Genomic DNA, 15,628 nt, shown 5'->3' with positions numbered 1-15,628 from the left:
AGAACATGGCAAAACAAATGCCGGATATTGGCGATTACAAATACGGTTTCCGTGATAAGGACGTTTCTGTATTCCGTTCAAAACGTGGATTAACCGAAGAAATCGTCCGTGAAATTTCAAAAATGAAAAATGAACCAGAATGGATGCTCGAGTCTCGCTTAAAGGCTCTTGAAATATTCTATTCAAAACCAATGCCACAATGGGGAGGCGACCTATCAGCTTTAGACTTCGATGAAATTACTTACTATGTAAAACCAACTGAAGCAACACAACGCTCTTGGGATGAAGTGCCTGAGGAAATTAAGCGAACTTTCGACCGATTAGGTATTCCGGAAGCTGAACAAAAATATTTAGCCGGAGTTTCAGCACAATACGAATCAGAAGTGGTTTACCACAATATGAAAAAAGATCTTGAAGAAATGGGAATCATCTTTAAAGATACAGATTCTGCTCTTCAAGAAAACGAAGAACTGTTCAAAAAATATTGGGGAACAGTCGTACCAGCATCTGATAACAAGTTTGCTGCTCTAAATACAGCAGTTTGGTCTGGGGGTTCATTCATTTACGTTCCACCTGGTGTGAAAGTGGAGACACCTCTTCAAGCATACTTCCGAATTAACTCTGAAAATATGGGTCAATTCGAACGTACATTAATAATCGTTGATGAAGGTGCCCATGTGCATTATGTTGAAGGTTGTACAGCACCAGTTTATTCAACAAGCTCACTTCACTCAGCGGTTGTTGAAATCATCGTAAAGAAAAATGCTTATTGCCGTTATACAACAATCCAAAACTGGTCTAACAACGTATATAACTTAGTAACAAAACGTACAATCGTTGAAGAAAATGGTACGATGGAATGGATTGACGGTAATATCGGTTCAAAATTAACAATGAAATACCCTGCTTGTATCTTAAAAGGTGAAGGTGCTCGTGGTATGACGTTATCCATCGCATTAGCGGGTAAAGGTCAACACCAAGATGCAGGTGCAAAAATGATTCACTTAGCACCAAATACTTCATCTACAATCGTGTCAAAATCCATTTCAAAACAAGGCGGTAAAGTAACGTATCGTGGTATTGTCCGCTTCGGTCCAAAAGCAAGCGGTGCTCGTGCAAATATTGAATGTGACACATTAATTTTAGACAATGAATCTGCTTCAGATACAATTCCATATAACGAAATATTTAATGACAATGTATCCCTTGAGCATGAAGCGAAAGTTTCTAAAGTATCAGAAGAACAATTATTCTATCTCATGAGCCGCGGTATTTCTGAGCAAGAAGCTACAGAAATGATCGTAATGGGATTCATTGAACCATTCACTCGCGAACTTCCAATGGAATACGCAGTAGAGATGAACCGCTTGATCAAGTTTGAAATGGAAGGTTCTATTGGATAAAACCAATAATATCAATATTATTAAGCGTTTGTGGGCAGTCGGAAAATACCGTCTGCCCACATTTTGCCCACGAAATTTATTTTTTTTCTTTGTCAAATGGTGTTGGTGAATAAATTTTAGTGACATTATTTGGTAATGTGTAATCGGATGGCTTAGGGGAAATTCGAGGTTCCCCTAAGCTGTTTTTATTTTCGCTAAGTTTTGGGTAATGAATATTCGGTTTCTAAAGTGATAGAAGGATCGATAACCGAAAGAAATGCGTTTAATCACTTTGATTTTGTTATTAATCCCCTCTAAAATGCCGTTATTATAATCGTACTTTAGCGTATTCTCGACGTAATTGATGTATTTGTTGATTGTCTTGATGGCGGTTTTCATATAGCTGGAAACGATATTTTGTTTATTCTCTAATGTTTTCTTTAGGAGCTCAAAGTCTTTGATTTTTATGCAATGTTGCACGTATTTGAAAAAAGGAGTCATTGTAGCCATATTCGATATCAACACATTGGGTATTCCGCTATATTTCCACAACTTAATAAAATACCAAAAAACGTTAACGCTAGTTAATTTTTACTATTGTAATCTTGCTTGTTTGGTTATTATTTGCATTTTTTGAATGAGGCAAGTCATATTCTTACACGTCTTCCCGTTTGGAATCCAAAAGTATCCACAGTGCGTTTGATTAATTTACAAAAAATACCATATTCAAACAAATCACAGGGTTCTTTTTTAGATGAAATATATTGTGTATGTTTTACAAATAAAAACAGGGCAAAAGGTGCCCTGTTTTTTATATGAGTGCGCCTGGCATGGATGTAATCTATAGGGTGTAAGTCCCGAACCCCGAAGACAGAAGTAGAGGTTAGCCAAGAGCAAGGGTGTCCGTGGTGACGCGGAATCTGAAGGAAGCTGGAGGCAAAACACCGGTCCGAGGAACACGAACCTCATATAAGGCTAGGTATGATTGAGTGAGTTTGCGAAACAAAACAAAGCTCTTTCTGTCGAAGGTCATATCGAGTAAATGAGGCGGATAGATGGTGTGAAAGTGCATGTACTTACCCGGGGAGGTCTGATGGATACGTGAAGTACACTTCATAACCTACTTAGTGATAAGTAGCTGAACCATCAGAAGTCAGCAGAGGTCATAGTATTAGTTGGTCTAGAACAACTGAGAAGGACCGAACAATTAAGAGAGAATAGCCCTTGGCATTCAGTGAGTCATGATGAACACAGAAAACGTAGTACCTCACTTGAGGAAGGAAGCGGTGAATCCCGTGGGGGACCTCTTGGAGGGTGGAGTGACCACTGGCATAAAGAGAACAGCTATTCACGGAAGGAGAATAACGATGCTTTTGAATCAAATCCTGTCACGGGAGAACATGCTTCAAGCACTAAAACGTGTAGAACAGAATAAAGGAAGCCACGGAGTAGATATGATGCCCGTACAAAATCTACGACAGCACATAGTTGAAAATTGGCTATCGATTAAAGAAGCAATTCTCAAGGGAACTTATGAACCGATGCCAGTCCGCAGAGTCGAAATCCCGAAACCTGATGGCGGTGTTCGTTTACTAGGAATCCCTACCGTAACAGACCGTTTGATTCAACAAGCAATCGCCCAAGTACTTTCAAAAGTGTACGACCCTACATTCTCTGAAAACAGCTACGGATTTCGACCAAACCGAAGTGCTCATGATGCGGCGAGGAAAGCGAAAGAATATATAAGAGATGGATATCGATGGGTTGTAGATATGGACTTGGAGAAATTCTTTGATAAGGTCAACCATGACAGATTAATGGGTACACTCGCGAAGAGAATCCAAGATAAACCATTACTGAAATTGATTCGTAAGTATTTACAATCGGGCGTCATGATTAATGGTGTGGTGTCAAGCACATTAGAAGGAACTCCACAAGGAGGACCATTAAGTCCGCTACTATCTAACATTGTACTAGATGAACTAGATAAAGAATTGGAAAGAAGAGGACACAAATTCGTTCGATATGCGGATGACTGTAACATTTACGTGAAAAGTAAACGAGCAGGACTTCGCACAATGGCAAGTATCCAGCGATTTATTGAAGGAAAACTACGACTGAAAGTAAATGAAAAGAAATCAGCGGTCGACCGTCCATGGAAACGTAAGTTTCTAGGATTTAGCTTTACCTATCATAAAGAGCCAAAGGTTCGTATCGCAAAAGAAAGCCTTAAACGAATGAAGAATAAAGTTCGTGAAATCACATCACGCAAGATGCCCTACCCGATGGAATACCGCATTCAGAAACTGAATCAATATCTAATGGGATGGTGTGGATATTTTGCGTTAGCAGACACCAAATCTATATTCCCTGAATTAGATAAATGGATTCGTAGAAGACTTCGAATGTGTCTATGGAAGAACTGGAAGAAACCGAAAACAAAGATACGCAACCTTATTCAACTTGGCGTACCACAATGGCAAGCGTATGAATGGGGAAATACTCGGAAGAGTTATTGGCGTATTTCAAAAAGTCCAATATTACACAGAACCCTTGGTAACTCCTATTGGAGAAACCAAGGGCTGAAAAGTCTTGAAGCTCGTTATGAAAACTTGCGTCAATTATCTTAATTGAACCGCCGTATACGGAACCGTACGTACGGTGGTGTGAGAGGACGGGAGTTAATCGCTCCCTCCTACTCGATTGGGAGTTTTCTATGAAGGATTATGGCGGATTGAAAGCTATTTGATATATCCTTTTTCAATTAAAAAATCAATCAATTGAGCTGTGCATTCCTCAATAGAATATTTTTCGCTATCTACAACAATTTCAGGATGATCTGGTGCTTCATAAGGAGCAGAAATGCCCGTAAAGTTCGGAATTTCATGATTTCGCGCTTTTTTATACAACCCTTTTGGATCTCTTCGTTCACATTCTTCAATAGAACATTTCACATATACTTCGATGAATTCACCCTCATCAACAAGGGATCTCACTAAAGCACGGTCTTCTTTATATGGTGAAATAAAAGCCGTCAACACGATTTGTCCGCTTTCCACAAATAGTTTTGAAACTTCACCGATTCGACGGATGTTTTCTTTTCTTGATTGTTCATCGAATCCTAAATCCTTATTTAAACCGTGGCGAATATTATCGCCATCCAGTACAAAGGCTTGATTTCCACGGTCAAACAATTCTTTTGCCAATGCGTTGGCAATGGAAGATTTTCCGGATGCAGATAAACCGGTAAACCAAAGAATGAAGCTGTGGTGGCCATTTTTCTTTCGGTAATCAGCTTTCGTAATCGATGTATTATGCCATACGATGTTTGAACTCATTGTAACAACTCCTTATGAATGAACTTCTTCACGAAGCCCGCGAATTAATACTTCTACTACTTCTTTGCGGCTGAATGTGCTTGGAGGGATCTCTCCATTACGCAACATTTCTCGTACTTTAGTTCCGGATAAAATGATACGAGAAGAAGCATCATGTGGACATGTTTTAGTTGTTGCCATGCCGTCGCATTCTGTACAATAGAAACTATGTTCAAATTTTAATGGTGTGATGCCGATTTCTTCTGGAGTGAAGTTGTCAAACATTTTTTGTGCGTCATATGTTCCGTAATAATTTCCGACACCTGCATGATCTCGACCAACAATAAAGTGAGTGCAGCCATAATTTTTTCGAACAAGCGCATGGAAAATGGCTTCTCTTGGTCCTGCATAACGCATTGCTGCAAGGAATACGCCTAACTGCACACGGTCTTTTGGATAATATTTATCGAGCAATACTTCATAACTTTCCATACGAATTTTTGCTGGAATATCGTCTGACTTTGTTTCTCCTACTAAAGGATTTAAGAAAAGGCCATCCACGATTTCAAGAGCTACTTTTTGAATATACTCATGCGCGCGATGCACTGGATTTCTTGTTTGGAAGCCAACAACCGATTTCCATCCTTTTTCTTCAAATAAAGCGCGTGTTTCTTTCGGGTCGAACGTGTAGTCAGGGAATAATTTTTTTGTTTTCTTCACAAGCGTTACTTTTCCGCCAACATATACATTTGGACGTTCAAATAGTTTTTTCACGCCAGGGTGGTTTAAATCATCTGTTCCATATACATTTTTTGCTTCAATTGATTTATCGGGTGTGTAAATTTCATGAACTTCAATCGTACCGTATACTTCTCCATTAAATACTAATTTCGCTTTTTCACCAACTTTTAATGTAGCAGCAACTTCTTCTGTGACAGGTAATGTGATCGGAATGCTCCAAACAATGCCGCTAGCCAATCGCATGTTTTCGACAACACTTTTATAATCTTCTTGTGATAAAAATCCATCTAATGGACTGTAAGCGCCTACTCCGATTAACTCCAAATCACTTAATGCAATTCCATCTAGAGGAATTTCTAATTGCAGATGCTCGTATTTTTCATTTGGGTTAAATCGATTAATTAATTCTCCACCGTGGGGTTGAATTGTCATTGTTCCATCCTCCTAATCAACATGTAATCCGCATTCTGTTTTATTGAGACCTGCCCATCTTCCTGAACGCAAGTCATCCATTGTATAAGCTGGTTTTGTGCAATGAGCGCAACCAATACTCGGATACCCCTGGTCGTGAAGAGGGTTGTATGTTAGTTGATGTTTGCTTACGTAACGCCATACATCTTTCCATGTCCAATGAATGAGTGGGCATATTTTTATCGATTGAAATTTATTATCTTTGTTAATAAACTCCACATGTCTTCTCGTTTCAGATTGTTCACGGCGTAAACCAGATATCCATGCTTTTGCTCCTGTTAACGTTTCATGGAGAGGGATTATTTTTCGTATTTCACAACATTTATTCGGGTTAGTTTTCCAAAGTTCATCCCCATATAATTTCGCTTGTTCTTCTAAGGAAATAGAAGGCCTCTTTAACTCAATATTTAATTGGGGATATTTTTCTTTAACTCTTTCAATTGTTTCATATGTTTCTTTAAAATGAACATCCGTGTCTAAAAACACAATGTTCGCATCAGGCTTTACTTTTGAGATTAGATCAATTAACACAATGCCTTCGATGCCAAAGCTACATGCATAAATCACATCATCTCCGTAATGGTCATAGGTCCAATGTAAAACATTCAATGCCCCTTTATAAGTTTCATCCACTTCAAAATCTATCAATGAATCTTGCCATGTGTGATACGTTAGCATGCGATTCCTCCTTTCAATAAAAAAGAGGCGTTTTAATGTAAACAAAAAAGAGAATTTACATTAAAACGCCTCTAGTGTTCTAGTCAGCGTATCAAGTTATAAAAAATTTTAGAAATGTAATTTTATTTAAAGTATACTATTTTTATTGAATTTATCAATATTAAAAATGATTTTTTAAAATTTTATAAAACCATGTTGACTAATCGGAAAAATTGGATTATTGTATGTTTCAAAGAAAAAGAATAATGGTTTCATTCGAAAACCGATCAGACAAACTGAAGGTTGCTTATTTATTCCTTGGATTAAAAGGGGAATGTAAGCAACCTTCTATTATTTTATGAAAAGAAAAGGGGAGAATGAGATGAGAAAAAAACTTTTATTAGGAATTGCCTTACTTATTTTATTGTTAGCAGCATGTGGCAAACAAGAACAGTCAAATGATAATGCATCTACAAACAACAATGCGAGCGAAAACAATACTTCTAAACCAGTTGAGTTGCTAAATGTTTCTTATGACCCAACACGTGAATTATATGAAGAATTTAATAAAGAATTTGCGGCTTATTGGAAAGAACAAACAGGTCAGGAAGTAACAATTCAGCAATCTCATGGAGGTTCAGGAAAACAAGCAAGATCAGTAATTGATGGAATTGAAGCGGATGTTGTGACGCTTGCATTAGCTTATGATATTGATGAAATAGCACAAACTCGACAATTATTAAATGAAGATTGGCAAACAGAATTTGAAAACAATTCTTCACCATATACATCAACAATCGTTTTTTTAGTTAGAAAAGGAAATCCGAAAAACATTCAAGATTGGGATGACTTAACGAAAGAAGGCATTTCGGTCATTACACCTAATCCAAAAACAAGCGGTGGTGCACGATGGAACTACTTAGCAGCATGGGCGTTTGCAAATAAAAAGTTTAATGGTGACGAAACAAAAATAAAACAATTCATGAAAGATTTATATAGCAATGTTGAAGTATTAGACTCGGGTGCACGTGGATCTACAACGACTTTCGTAGAACGTGGTATTGGTGATGTGTTAATCGCATGGGAAAATGAAGCATATCTTTCTCTTGCAGAATTCGGGGAAGATGAATTTGAAATTGTGACACCTTCTTTAAGTATTTTAGCTGAACCACCAGTGGCAATTGTCGACAAAATCGTTGATAAAAAAGGAACTCGCGAAGTAGCAGAAGCTTACTTGAACTATTTATACAGCGAAAAAGGGCAAGAAATTGCAGCGAAAAACTTCTATCGCCCTCGTGATGAAAAAGTGTTGGAAAAATTTAAAAATCAATTCCAAACTTTAGAGTTAATTACTATTGATGAATTTGGCGGGTGGCAAGAAGCCCAGAAAACCCATTTCGCAGATGGCGGAACATTTGATGAAATTTATCAATAATACAAAATATATGCTTCTACGTAAAGTGTTAATTTTGGGATGGAATGAAATAAATTAACTTTGAATAAACCACCATCAACATCTGAACGGGAAGCATCATTTGAGAAAACTGAATTTTTCGAAATAAAAGCATAAAGGAGAAGTATGACTCCTCCTTTATGCTGAATCTTCATTATGGAGATGGTGAGAGTGGAATTATCATTAAAAAGAAGGAAAAAAACTACTATTATTCCTGGTTTTTCTTTGACTTTTGGATATACGATGCTTTATTTAAGCATGATTGTCCTATTGCCTTTATCGATGATTATTGTAAATACGCTATCAATGAGTTGGAGTGAATTTTACGAAACGATTACCCATCCTCGGGCAGTAGCCTCTTATAAATTAAGTTTTGGAACGGCTTTCGTTGCTGGATTAATCAATGTTTTCTTTGGAACGATGATTGCATGGGTGCTTATTCGATATGAGTTTCCAGGAAGGAAAATCATTGACGGTCTTGTTGATTTGCCTTTTGCATTACCAACGGCGGTTGCAGGGATTGCGCTTACAACACTGTATGCACCGAATGGTTGGATTGGGCAATTTTTTGATTTTAAAATTTCTTATACGCCGCTTGGGATTATTATTGCCCTCACATTTATTGGGTTGCCATTTGTCGTTCGAACGGTGCAGCCAGTCTTGCAAAATTTAAGTAAAGAAGTAGAAGAAGCTTCAGCCAGTTTAGGGGCAACTAGATTCCAAACATTTGTGAAAATAATTTTACCTGAACTATATCCAGCAATGATTACAGGTTTTTCGTTAGCATTTTCTCGAGCTCTTGGTGAGTACGGATCCGTCGTATTTATTGCTGGGAATATGCCGATGAAAACGGAAATTACTCCGCTTATTATTATGACAAAGCTTGAACAATACGATTATGTTGGTGCAACAGCAATCGCAATTGTCATGTTATCGGGTTCGTTTATCATCCTGCTATTTATTAATTTCATTCAATGGCGAATGAATAGGAAATTTTATCATTAATGAGGAGGGCAAGTAATGACCAAACCATTGGAGGTAAAACAAGAAGTGCCCGTTGTTACAAGAACAACCAGTAACTCTTATTCTTTGAAAGAATCAGCAACTGTAAAGTGGTCATTGATTACGATTTCATTCCTTTATATTAGCCTATTTTTAATACTTCCGTTGATTTCGATATTTGTCACTGCCTTCGAAAAAGGTTGGGAAACGTATGTTGCATCGATTGTTCATCCAGATGCACTAGCAGCAATTAAACTAACTATTACCGTTGCACTGATTGTCGTACCATTGAATGCGATTTTCGGAATTGTAGCTGCTTGGTTGATTACGAAGTTTTCTTTTAAGGGAAAAAATTTATTAATAACACTTATTGACTTGCCATTTGCCGTCTCCCCAGTAATTGCAGGTTTAATTTTTATTTTACTTTTCGGTGCTCAAGGATTGTTTGGTGAATGGCTCTTTGAACATGATATAAAAATTGTATTTGCATTACCGGGCATCATCCTTGCTACATTGTTCGTGACATTTCCCTTCATTGCAAGGGAGCTGATTCCTTTAATGCAAACACAAGGAGTAACTGAGGAAGAAGCTTCTATTTCGCTGGGAGCAAGCGGGTTGAAAACATTTCTCTATGTCACGTTGCCAAATATTAAATGGGGATTATTGTACGGCTTAATATTATGTAATGCCCGTGCAATTGGTGAGTTTGGCGCTGTTTCTGTTGTATCGGGACATATTCGAGGATTAACTAATACAATGCCGTTGCATATTGAAATTTTATATAACGAATATCAATTTACAGCGGCTTTTGCTGTCGCTTCCATCATGTCAGTGTTAGCGATTATTACAATCATTATTAAAAATATTGTTTCATGGAAAGCTAAAGATGTGTAAGGTAGGGAGAGCTTATGAGCATTCAAGTAAAAAATGTATCAAAATCTTTCGGCTCATTTCAAGCGCTGAAAGATATTTCAGTTGATATCGAATCTGGTGAATTAATTGCACTACTAGGCCCCTCTGGATCTGGGAAAACCACGCTATTACGTATTCTTGCAGGGTTAGAAGGGCTTGATGAAGGAGCAATCTATTTTGATGGCGAAAATATTACAAATGTAAGTCCAAAGGAGAGAAAAGTCGGTTTTGTTTTCCAACATTATGCGTTATTCCGTCATATGACTGTGTTTGAAAATGTTGCATACGGATTAAAAGTGCGTCCGAGAAAAACGAGACCTTCCAAGCAAGAAATTGCAAAAAAAGTTAATGAATTATTGGAGCTTGTTAAACTTCAAAACTTTCAAGATCGATATCCTTCACAACTTTCTGGTGGTCAGCGGCAACGAGTTGCATTAGCGAGAGCACTTGCAGTCGAACCGAAAGTATTATTGCTCGACGAACCGTTTGGCGCTTTAGACGCAAAAGTGAGAAAAGAGTTGCGAAGGTGGCTGCGCCAACTGCATAATGAGTTTCACGTGACAAGCATTTTTGTTACCCATGATCAGGAAGAAGCACTTGATGTGGCAGATCGCATTATTGTCATGAATAATGGAAAAATCGAGCAAATTGGTACACCAGATGAAGTATATGAGAACCCAAAAAGTCCTTTTGTTTATGACTTCTTAGGAAACGTAAATATTTTTCGTGGACGTTTACAAAATGGAAAGCTAAGACAGGGGCAATTTGAAATCAGTGCTCCAAATTATCTTGATTCCCATGATGAGGCAGTTGGATATGTTCGTCCTCATGACATTCAAATTGAAAAAGAAAAAGTTGACAACGAAACAGTTGCCGCAAAAATCACGTTTATTCATATCGTTGGCCCAACTGTACAAATAGAATTAAAAAGGGAAGATAATGGTGAATTTTTAGAGGCTGAATTAACAAAGGAACATTATAAAAATCTAGAAATTCAAAAAGGGGATATCGTGTATGTTCGCCCAAAACAATTAAAAGTGTTCATACCGGAAGATTTCTCAATATAATAGTTATATTTTTATAGAGCAATTAATAATTTCTATCCGACGAGAAAACTAGAGGCCATCTAAGTAGCAATTGCTATTTTATGGTCTTTTATTTTTGCTAAATACGCTTTAGTTGGAATGCGTCAAATTAAATTATAGTTAAGAGTAAAAAATACGCTTATTAAATCATCCTATTTAATGAGTGTAATCATTCGTTCCCAAATTTCTTGAGACATGACCAAAGTAATCAAGTTGGAAAGAGTTCGATTTGCGTATTGCTTAATCGAACTTTTTTTGTATAATCGTTTATACTTTTTTATATACAACATAATGAGGTAAAATGGAGAGAAAGAAATGATAAAAATTGGTCTTACTGGATGGGGTGACCATCCTACAATATATCGTGAAAACTCCACAAAAAGAGATAGGCTTTTTGATTACAGTGGTCATTTCCCAATAGTGGAAGTAGATACATCCTTTTATGCAATTCCATCAGTGAAAAATGTTGAAAAGTGGATAGAGGAAACGCCAGAAAATTTCCAATTTATCGTGAAGGCATATCAAGGAATGACCGGTCATGGTAGAGATAATATTCCGTATCAAAACCGACAAGAAATGTTTGAAGCATTTCGCCAATGTGCCAATGCCTTTCACAAGTCCAATAAATTAGCTATGGTACTAGTCCAATTCCCACCATGGTTTGATTGTACCTCTCAAAATGTAAAGTATATTTTAGTATGTTAAACAACAATTAAAAGAGTTTCCAATTGCTATTGAATTTCGTAACCAAACTTGGTTTCAAAGTGATAGAGAGGAAGCAACGATTCAATTTTTAAGAGAAAATGGACTAATTCATACCGTTTGCGATGAACCACAAGCCGGTATTGGTTCAGTGCCCTTCGTTCCGAAAGTAACAAATAAGAAAGTACTTGTCCGTTTGCATGGAAGAAATGTTTTTGGATGGCGTAATTCGGGTACTCCTAATTGGAGAGAGGTTCGTTTTTTATACGACTATACAAAAGAGGAGCTAGAAGATTTAGCAAACAAAATAAAAGATTTGGAATCCAATGCGGAAGAAGTTTTTGTACTTTTTAACAACAATTCAGGGCATCATGCAGCAAGTAACGCAAAAATGTTTCAAGAAATTTTAAATATCAATTTTAAAGGTCTTGCACCGAAGCAATTAAATTTTTTTGAAGGGGAATTTTAATGGGATATTTACTTCTTTCCATCATCGCACTTTGTGCTGGAATATTAGGTTCGTTAGTTGGATTAGGGGGAGGGGTTATTTTAATACCAGCAACGCTTTTTTTCGGTATTAATTTAGGCTTTTTTCCTGACATTACTCCGCAGCGAGTCGTTGGTTTATCTGTAATCATGATGATTTTCATAGGCTTGTCTTCAACGATTTCATATATGAGATCAAAACAAGTGGATTTCATAAGCGGATTAATTTTTTTTATAGGTAGTGCACCAGGTACAATATTGGGCGCTTGGTTAAACAAAGGGTTGGATATTGATTCATTTAATTTATATTTCGGTTTTTTACTAATCGTTTTGTCAACAATATTGTTTGTACGAGATAAGTTAAAGCCTATTAACTGGTTTATTGATCACGGATTAAAAAGAAGTTTTACAGATCGCCAAGGCCAAAGTTTCGAATATGGTTATCCTATTTGGTTTGCTGTTCTCTTTTCCTTCTTTGTCGGCATGATTTCAGGATTATTTGGCATAGGTGGAGGTTCATTACTTGTTCCTGCAATGGTGTTATTGTTCCGTTTTCCACCACATGTTGCAGTTGCTACTTCGATGTTTATGGTGTTTTTAACATCATTAGTCAACTCGATGAGTCATATATATTTAGGAAATATCCCTTGGCACTATACAATTCCCGTAATTGTTGGGGCTTATGTAGGTGCGAAATTAGGTTCAGCTTTAAACAAACGATTGAAATCAAAAACGGTTGTTCTTGTATTGCAAATCGTTATGGTATTAATCGGTATCCAATCGATTTTAGAGGGGCTATTTTAAATATTGAGAGATGGTGAATAGTTTGCTAGAAACGATTCATTTTTATCATACAAATGATTTACATAGCCATTTCGAATATTGGTTGCGTTCTCAATTTTTCATTCGAAAAGAACGCCTTGCCTACGCAGAACGTGGAGAACCTAGTTTTTTATTTGACATTGGCGACCATTTAGATCGTTCGAATATATATACCGAAGCAACGCTCGGTTTAGGGAACGTCAAACTATTAAATGAAGCTCAATATGATGTTGTTACAATCGGAAATAATGAAGGAATTACGTTAGATTTTGACGAACTTTATCATTTGTATGATGAAGCAAATTTTGAAGTGGTTGTCGCTAATTTAAAGGCAGCAAATAAAGCGAATCCGAAATGGCTAAAACCATATACAATCTTAGAGACTAAATACGGAACAAAAATAGGTGTAATTGGTGCTACAGCTTTTTATGAATTGTTTTATAAAGAACTTCAATGGGATATTGTAGAGCCGAGAAAAAAGATAATTTCTATTGCTAAACAGCTTAGGGAACAAGTCGATATCTTACTATGTTTATCTCATTTAGGAATTACGGAAGATGAGTTATTGGCTCAAGATTGTCCAGATTTAGATGTAATTTTTGGTTCTCACACTCACCACTTTCTTGAATCAGGGAAAATGGTAAATGGTGTTTTGCTCACTGGTTGTGGCAAATTCGGGGCATATACAGGACACTTAACGATTCAATTTGATCACCGCGAGCGAAAAATTATTCGGAAAGAAGAGAAGATTATTGATAATGCATTGTTACCTGAAATTGACGGGGAAGTGGAGTTTCTAGAACAGTTATCGCGCACTGGCAAGGAGCTAATGAGCGAAACGATTTTCCAAACAACGAAAAGTTATAATAAAGAATGGTTTCATCATTCCCAAATTTCAAGGCTTTTTGCGAAAGCAGTATTGGAACATACGGGTGCCGATTGTGCGATGTTTAATGCAGGAATATTTTTAGATGGCTTAAAAAAAGGAAATATTAGTAAATATGATATTCATCGGATTTTACCCCATCCCATTAACATATGTGTTGTAGAAATAACCGGTAGAGAATTGAAGGAAGTGTTTCTCCAAGCGAAGAATGATGAGTGGTCACAACTTGAGTTGAAAGGGTTAGGTTTTAGAGGATTAATTTTTGGAAAAATATTAACTTATGATTTTTCGGTAAACAAAAATCGGGAATTAATTGTAAAAGGAGAAGTAAGTGACTTAAATCGAACATATCAATTAGCGACGCTTGATATGTTTACTTTTGGATATTTTTTCCCTAATTTTAAATATGCGAAAAAGAAATATTTTTTACCATATTTTTTGAGGGACGTTTTAATAGATTATTGTAAACGGTATTTAAATTGAAAATTTTTACTAAAATGTTCCTAAATAATATTACTGGCTATATAATATAATTTGGAATACTGAAATTGGCAGAATGGGGTAAACATTATTATGCGACTCATTTCTATTAATGCAGCAAAACCAGGAATGATAATGGGGAGAGCCATTTTTAACGAATCAGGACATCCATTAGTGCAGCGACATGTAAAAATGACCGAGGGCATGATACGAAGATTAAAGCAAATGAACATTCAATATATATATATTGAAGATGAAATTTCCAAGGACATTGTAGTGGAAGAGACGGTACCCCTAGAACTCAGAGCAAAAGCTGTATCGAATATTGAGCGTTCTTTCCGTCAAATGAAAGGATTAAATAGTCGTGATGCGGCTTTTGTTTTAGATAAGGAATCAAAAAAGTTGAATTTTTTAGTAGATGATTTGTTACAAACGATTTTTAGCAATAATGAAATGTTAACGATTATAACGGATACTTATCTTTATGATGAAGCGTTGTTCCAACATTCCTTTAATGTAACCCTTTATTCTCTTGCAATAGCGAAAGAACTCGGTTACCCGTATGAAGATTTACGTACAATTGGAATTGGCGCATTGTTACACGATGTAGGTAAAATGGTGCTGCCGCTCGAAATTTTACATAAACCTGGACAATTAACTGATGAAGAATTTGCCATTATGAAACTACATACCCGTTACGGGTTCAATATTTTACGAAATTTACATACGGTTTCTTTATTAGTTGCTCATTGTGCCCTGCAACATCATGAACGTTTGGATGGCAGTGGATATCCAAGAGGATTAGTAGACAATGAAATTCATCCATATGCAAAGATTATTGCAGTGGCCGATGTTTTTGACGCGGTCACATCAGATCGGGTTTATCGCGATAAAATGTTGCCTTCGGAAGGAATTGACCTAATTGAATCTGATAGTGGCACGCTTTTTGAAAAACAAGTGGTAGATGCTTTGATTAAAAGTGTTGTACATTATCCAAATGGAACGGTTCTTTGTTTATCGGATGGAAGAAGGGGAATCGTTGCAAAACAAAATACTAAACAATCCTCCCGTCCCTATGTTCGCATTTTTGAGGAAAACGGTATGTTATTAAAGTCTACGTATCTATTAAATTTAGAAGAATTTCCACAAGTTGAGATATTAAGAGTAGATACTGAATATTTACAGCCTTGAATAGCAATCTCCTCCTGTTCATAAAATTAGCTAGGAGGAGA

General features: G+C 36.6%; 13 protein-coding genes and 1 pseudogene. 10 read left to right on the top strand and 4 right to left on the bottom strand.

Annotation, left to right across the window (positions count from 1 at the left end; genetic code table 11):
* The first annotated feature begins 5 nt into the window (after window positions 1-5).
* The gene (gene sufB / locus NST98_RS07200; protein ID WP_016838671.1) at window positions 6-1,403 is read left to right on the top strand and encodes a Fe-S cluster assembly protein SufB; all 1,398 of its coding nucleotides are present in this window, start codon (window positions 6-8) and stop codon (window positions 1,401-1,403) included.
* A 174-nt stretch (window positions 1,404-1,577) separates the two neighbouring features.
* Here sufB and NST98_RS07195 read toward each other — a convergent pair whose 3' ends face one another.
* Complete coding sequence (locus tag NST98_RS07195; protein WP_340714775.1) at window positions 1,578-1,892, bottom strand: transposase; 315 nt, start codon at window positions 1,890-1,892, stop codon at window positions 1,578-1,580.
* A gap of 857 nt (window positions 1,893-2,749) precedes the next feature.
* Between NST98_RS07195 and ltrA the strand changes: the two genes are divergently transcribed.
* Window positions 2,750-4,012, top strand: a complete 1,263-nt coding sequence (ltrA, locus tag NST98_RS07190; protein WP_340715687.1) for a group II intron reverse transcriptase/maturase — start codon at window positions 2,750-2,752, stop codon at window positions 4,010-4,012.
* 111 nt (window positions 4,013-4,123) lie between these two features.
* Here ltrA and cysC read toward each other — a convergent pair whose 3' ends face one another.
* Genes cysC through NST98_RS07175 form a run of 3 tightly spaced genes read right to left on the bottom strand, consistent with a single transcriptional unit; the run spans window position 4,124 to window position 6,589 of the window.
* Complete coding sequence (cysC, locus tag NST98_RS07185; RefSeq protein ID WP_096551688.1) at window positions 4,124-4,720, bottom strand: adenylyl-sulfate kinase; 597 nt, start codon at window positions 4,718-4,720, stop codon at window positions 4,124-4,126.
* Window positions 4,721-4,732: 12 nt separating this feature from the next.
* Entirely contained in the window at window positions 4,733-5,872 is a 1,140-nt protein-coding gene (gene sat / locus NST98_RS07180; RefSeq protein ID WP_096551686.1) for a sulfate adenylyltransferase, read from the bottom strand.
* A gap of 12 nt (window positions 5,873-5,884) precedes the next feature.
* Window positions 5,885-6,589 carry a phosphoadenylyl-sulfate reductase gene (locus tag NST98_RS07175; RefSeq protein WP_340714774.1) on the bottom strand — a complete coding sequence of 235 codons (705 nt, stop codon included), beginning with the start codon at window positions 6,587-6,589 and terminating at the stop codon, window positions 5,885-5,887.
* A 361-nt stretch (window positions 6,590-6,950) separates the two neighbouring features.
* On the opposite strand from NST98_RS07175, the gene NST98_RS07170 reads away from it, so the two are divergent.
* From NST98_RS07170 to NST98_RS07135, 8 genes and pseudogenes are all read left to right on the top strand, one after another.
* Window positions 6,951-8,003 (top strand): sulfate ABC transporter substrate-binding protein, encoded by a 1,053-nt coding sequence (locus NST98_RS07170; RefSeq protein WP_339288157.1) that lies wholly within the window; start codon window positions 6,951-6,953, stop codon window positions 8,001-8,003.
* A gap of 189 nt (window positions 8,004-8,192) precedes the next feature.
* A complete protein-coding gene (gene cysT / locus NST98_RS07165) occupies window positions 8,193-9,026 on the top strand; it encodes a sulfate ABC transporter permease subunit CysT (protein ID WP_016839279.1) in 834 nt (277 codons plus the stop codon).
* A gap of 15 nt (window positions 9,027-9,041) precedes the next feature.
* On the top strand, window positions 9,042-9,917 hold the full coding sequence (gene cysW, locus NST98_RS07160) for a sulfate ABC transporter permease subunit CysW (RefSeq protein ID WP_247595817.1): 876 nt from the start codon (window positions 9,042-9,044) through the stop codon (window positions 9,915-9,917).
* Window positions 9,918-9,931: 14 nt separating this feature from the next.
* Window positions 9,932-11,002 carry a sulfate/molybdate ABC transporter ATP-binding protein gene (locus tag NST98_RS07155; protein WP_016839281.1) on the top strand — a complete coding sequence of 357 codons (1,071 nt, stop codon included), beginning with the start codon at window positions 9,932-9,934 and terminating at the stop codon, window positions 11,000-11,002.
* A 333-nt stretch (window positions 11,003-11,335) separates the two neighbouring features.
* Window positions 11,336-12,191, top strand: a pseudogene (locus NST98_RS07150) (DUF72 domain-containing protein).
* Complete coding sequence (locus NST98_RS07145; RefSeq protein ID WP_016839283.1) at window positions 12,191-13,012, top strand: sulfite exporter TauE/SafE family protein; 822 nt, start codon at window positions 12,191-12,193, stop codon at window positions 13,010-13,012. Before NST98_RS07150 ends, NST98_RS07145 begins: the two are co-directional and overlap by 1 nt.
* Before the next feature lie 22 nt (window positions 13,013-13,034).
* Entirely contained in the window at window positions 13,035-14,399 is a 1,365-nt protein-coding gene (locus tag NST98_RS07140; protein ID WP_340715694.1) for a bifunctional metallophosphatase/5'-nucleotidase, read from the top strand.
* 90 nt (window positions 14,400-14,489) lie between these two features.
* Window positions 14,490-15,587 (top strand): HD-GYP domain-containing protein, encoded by a 1,098-nt coding sequence (locus tag NST98_RS07135; RefSeq protein WP_340714773.1) that lies wholly within the window; start codon window positions 14,490-14,492, stop codon window positions 15,585-15,587.
* The last annotated feature ends 41 nt before the right edge of the window (window positions 15,588-15,628 follow it).

Origin of the sequence: Ureibacillus sp. FSL W8-0352 (assembly GCF_038004345.1) — a bacterium.
GTDB classification, from domain to species: Bacteria; Bacillota; Bacilli; order Bacillales_A; family Planococcaceae; genus Ureibacillus; species Ureibacillus thermosphaericus.
This window is presented reverse-complemented; position numbering and strand designations above follow the sequence as displayed.

Excerpts from the sequence above, each read along its gene's own strand:
- NST98_RS07155 (WP_016839281.1), top strand. The coding sequence starts at position 9,932 with ATGAGCATTCAAGTAAAAAATGTATCAAAATCTTTCGGCTCATTTCAA.
- NST98_RS07175 (WP_340714774.1), bottom strand. The coding sequence starts at position 6,589 with ATGCTAACGTATCACACATGGCAAGATTCATTGATAGATTTTGAAGTG.
- NST98_RS07195 (WP_340714775.1), bottom strand. The coding sequence starts at position 1,892 with ATGGCTACAATGACTCCTTTTTTCAAATACGTGCAACATTGCATAAAA.
- sat (WP_096551686.1), bottom strand. The coding sequence starts at position 5,872 with ATGACAATTCAACCCCACGGTGGAGAATTAATTAATCGATTTAACCCA.
- cysC (WP_096551688.1), bottom strand. The coding sequence starts at position 4,720 with ATGAGTTCAAACATCGTATGGCATAATACATCGATTACGAAAGCTGAT.
- cysW (WP_247595817.1), top strand. The coding sequence starts at position 9,042 with ATGACCAAACCATTGGAGGTAAAACAAGAAGTGCCCGTTGTTACAAGA.
- ltrA (WP_340715687.1), top strand. The coding sequence starts at position 2,750 with ATGCTTTTGAATCAAATCCTGTCACGGGAGAACATGCTTCAAGCACTA.
- NST98_RS07135 (WP_340714773.1), top strand. The coding sequence starts at position 14,490 with ATGCGACTCATTTCTATTAATGCAGCAAAACCAGGAATGATAATGGGG.
- NST98_RS07145 (WP_016839283.1), top strand. The coding sequence starts at position 12,191 with ATGGGATATTTACTTCTTTCCATCATCGCACTTTGTGCTGGAATATTA.
- sufB (WP_016838671.1), top strand. The coding sequence starts at position 6 with ATGGCAAAACAAATGCCGGATATTGGCGATTACAAATACGGTTTCCGT.
- NST98_RS07170 (WP_339288157.1), top strand. The coding sequence starts at position 6,951 with ATGAGAAAAAAACTTTTATTAGGAATTGCCTTACTTATTTTATTGTTA.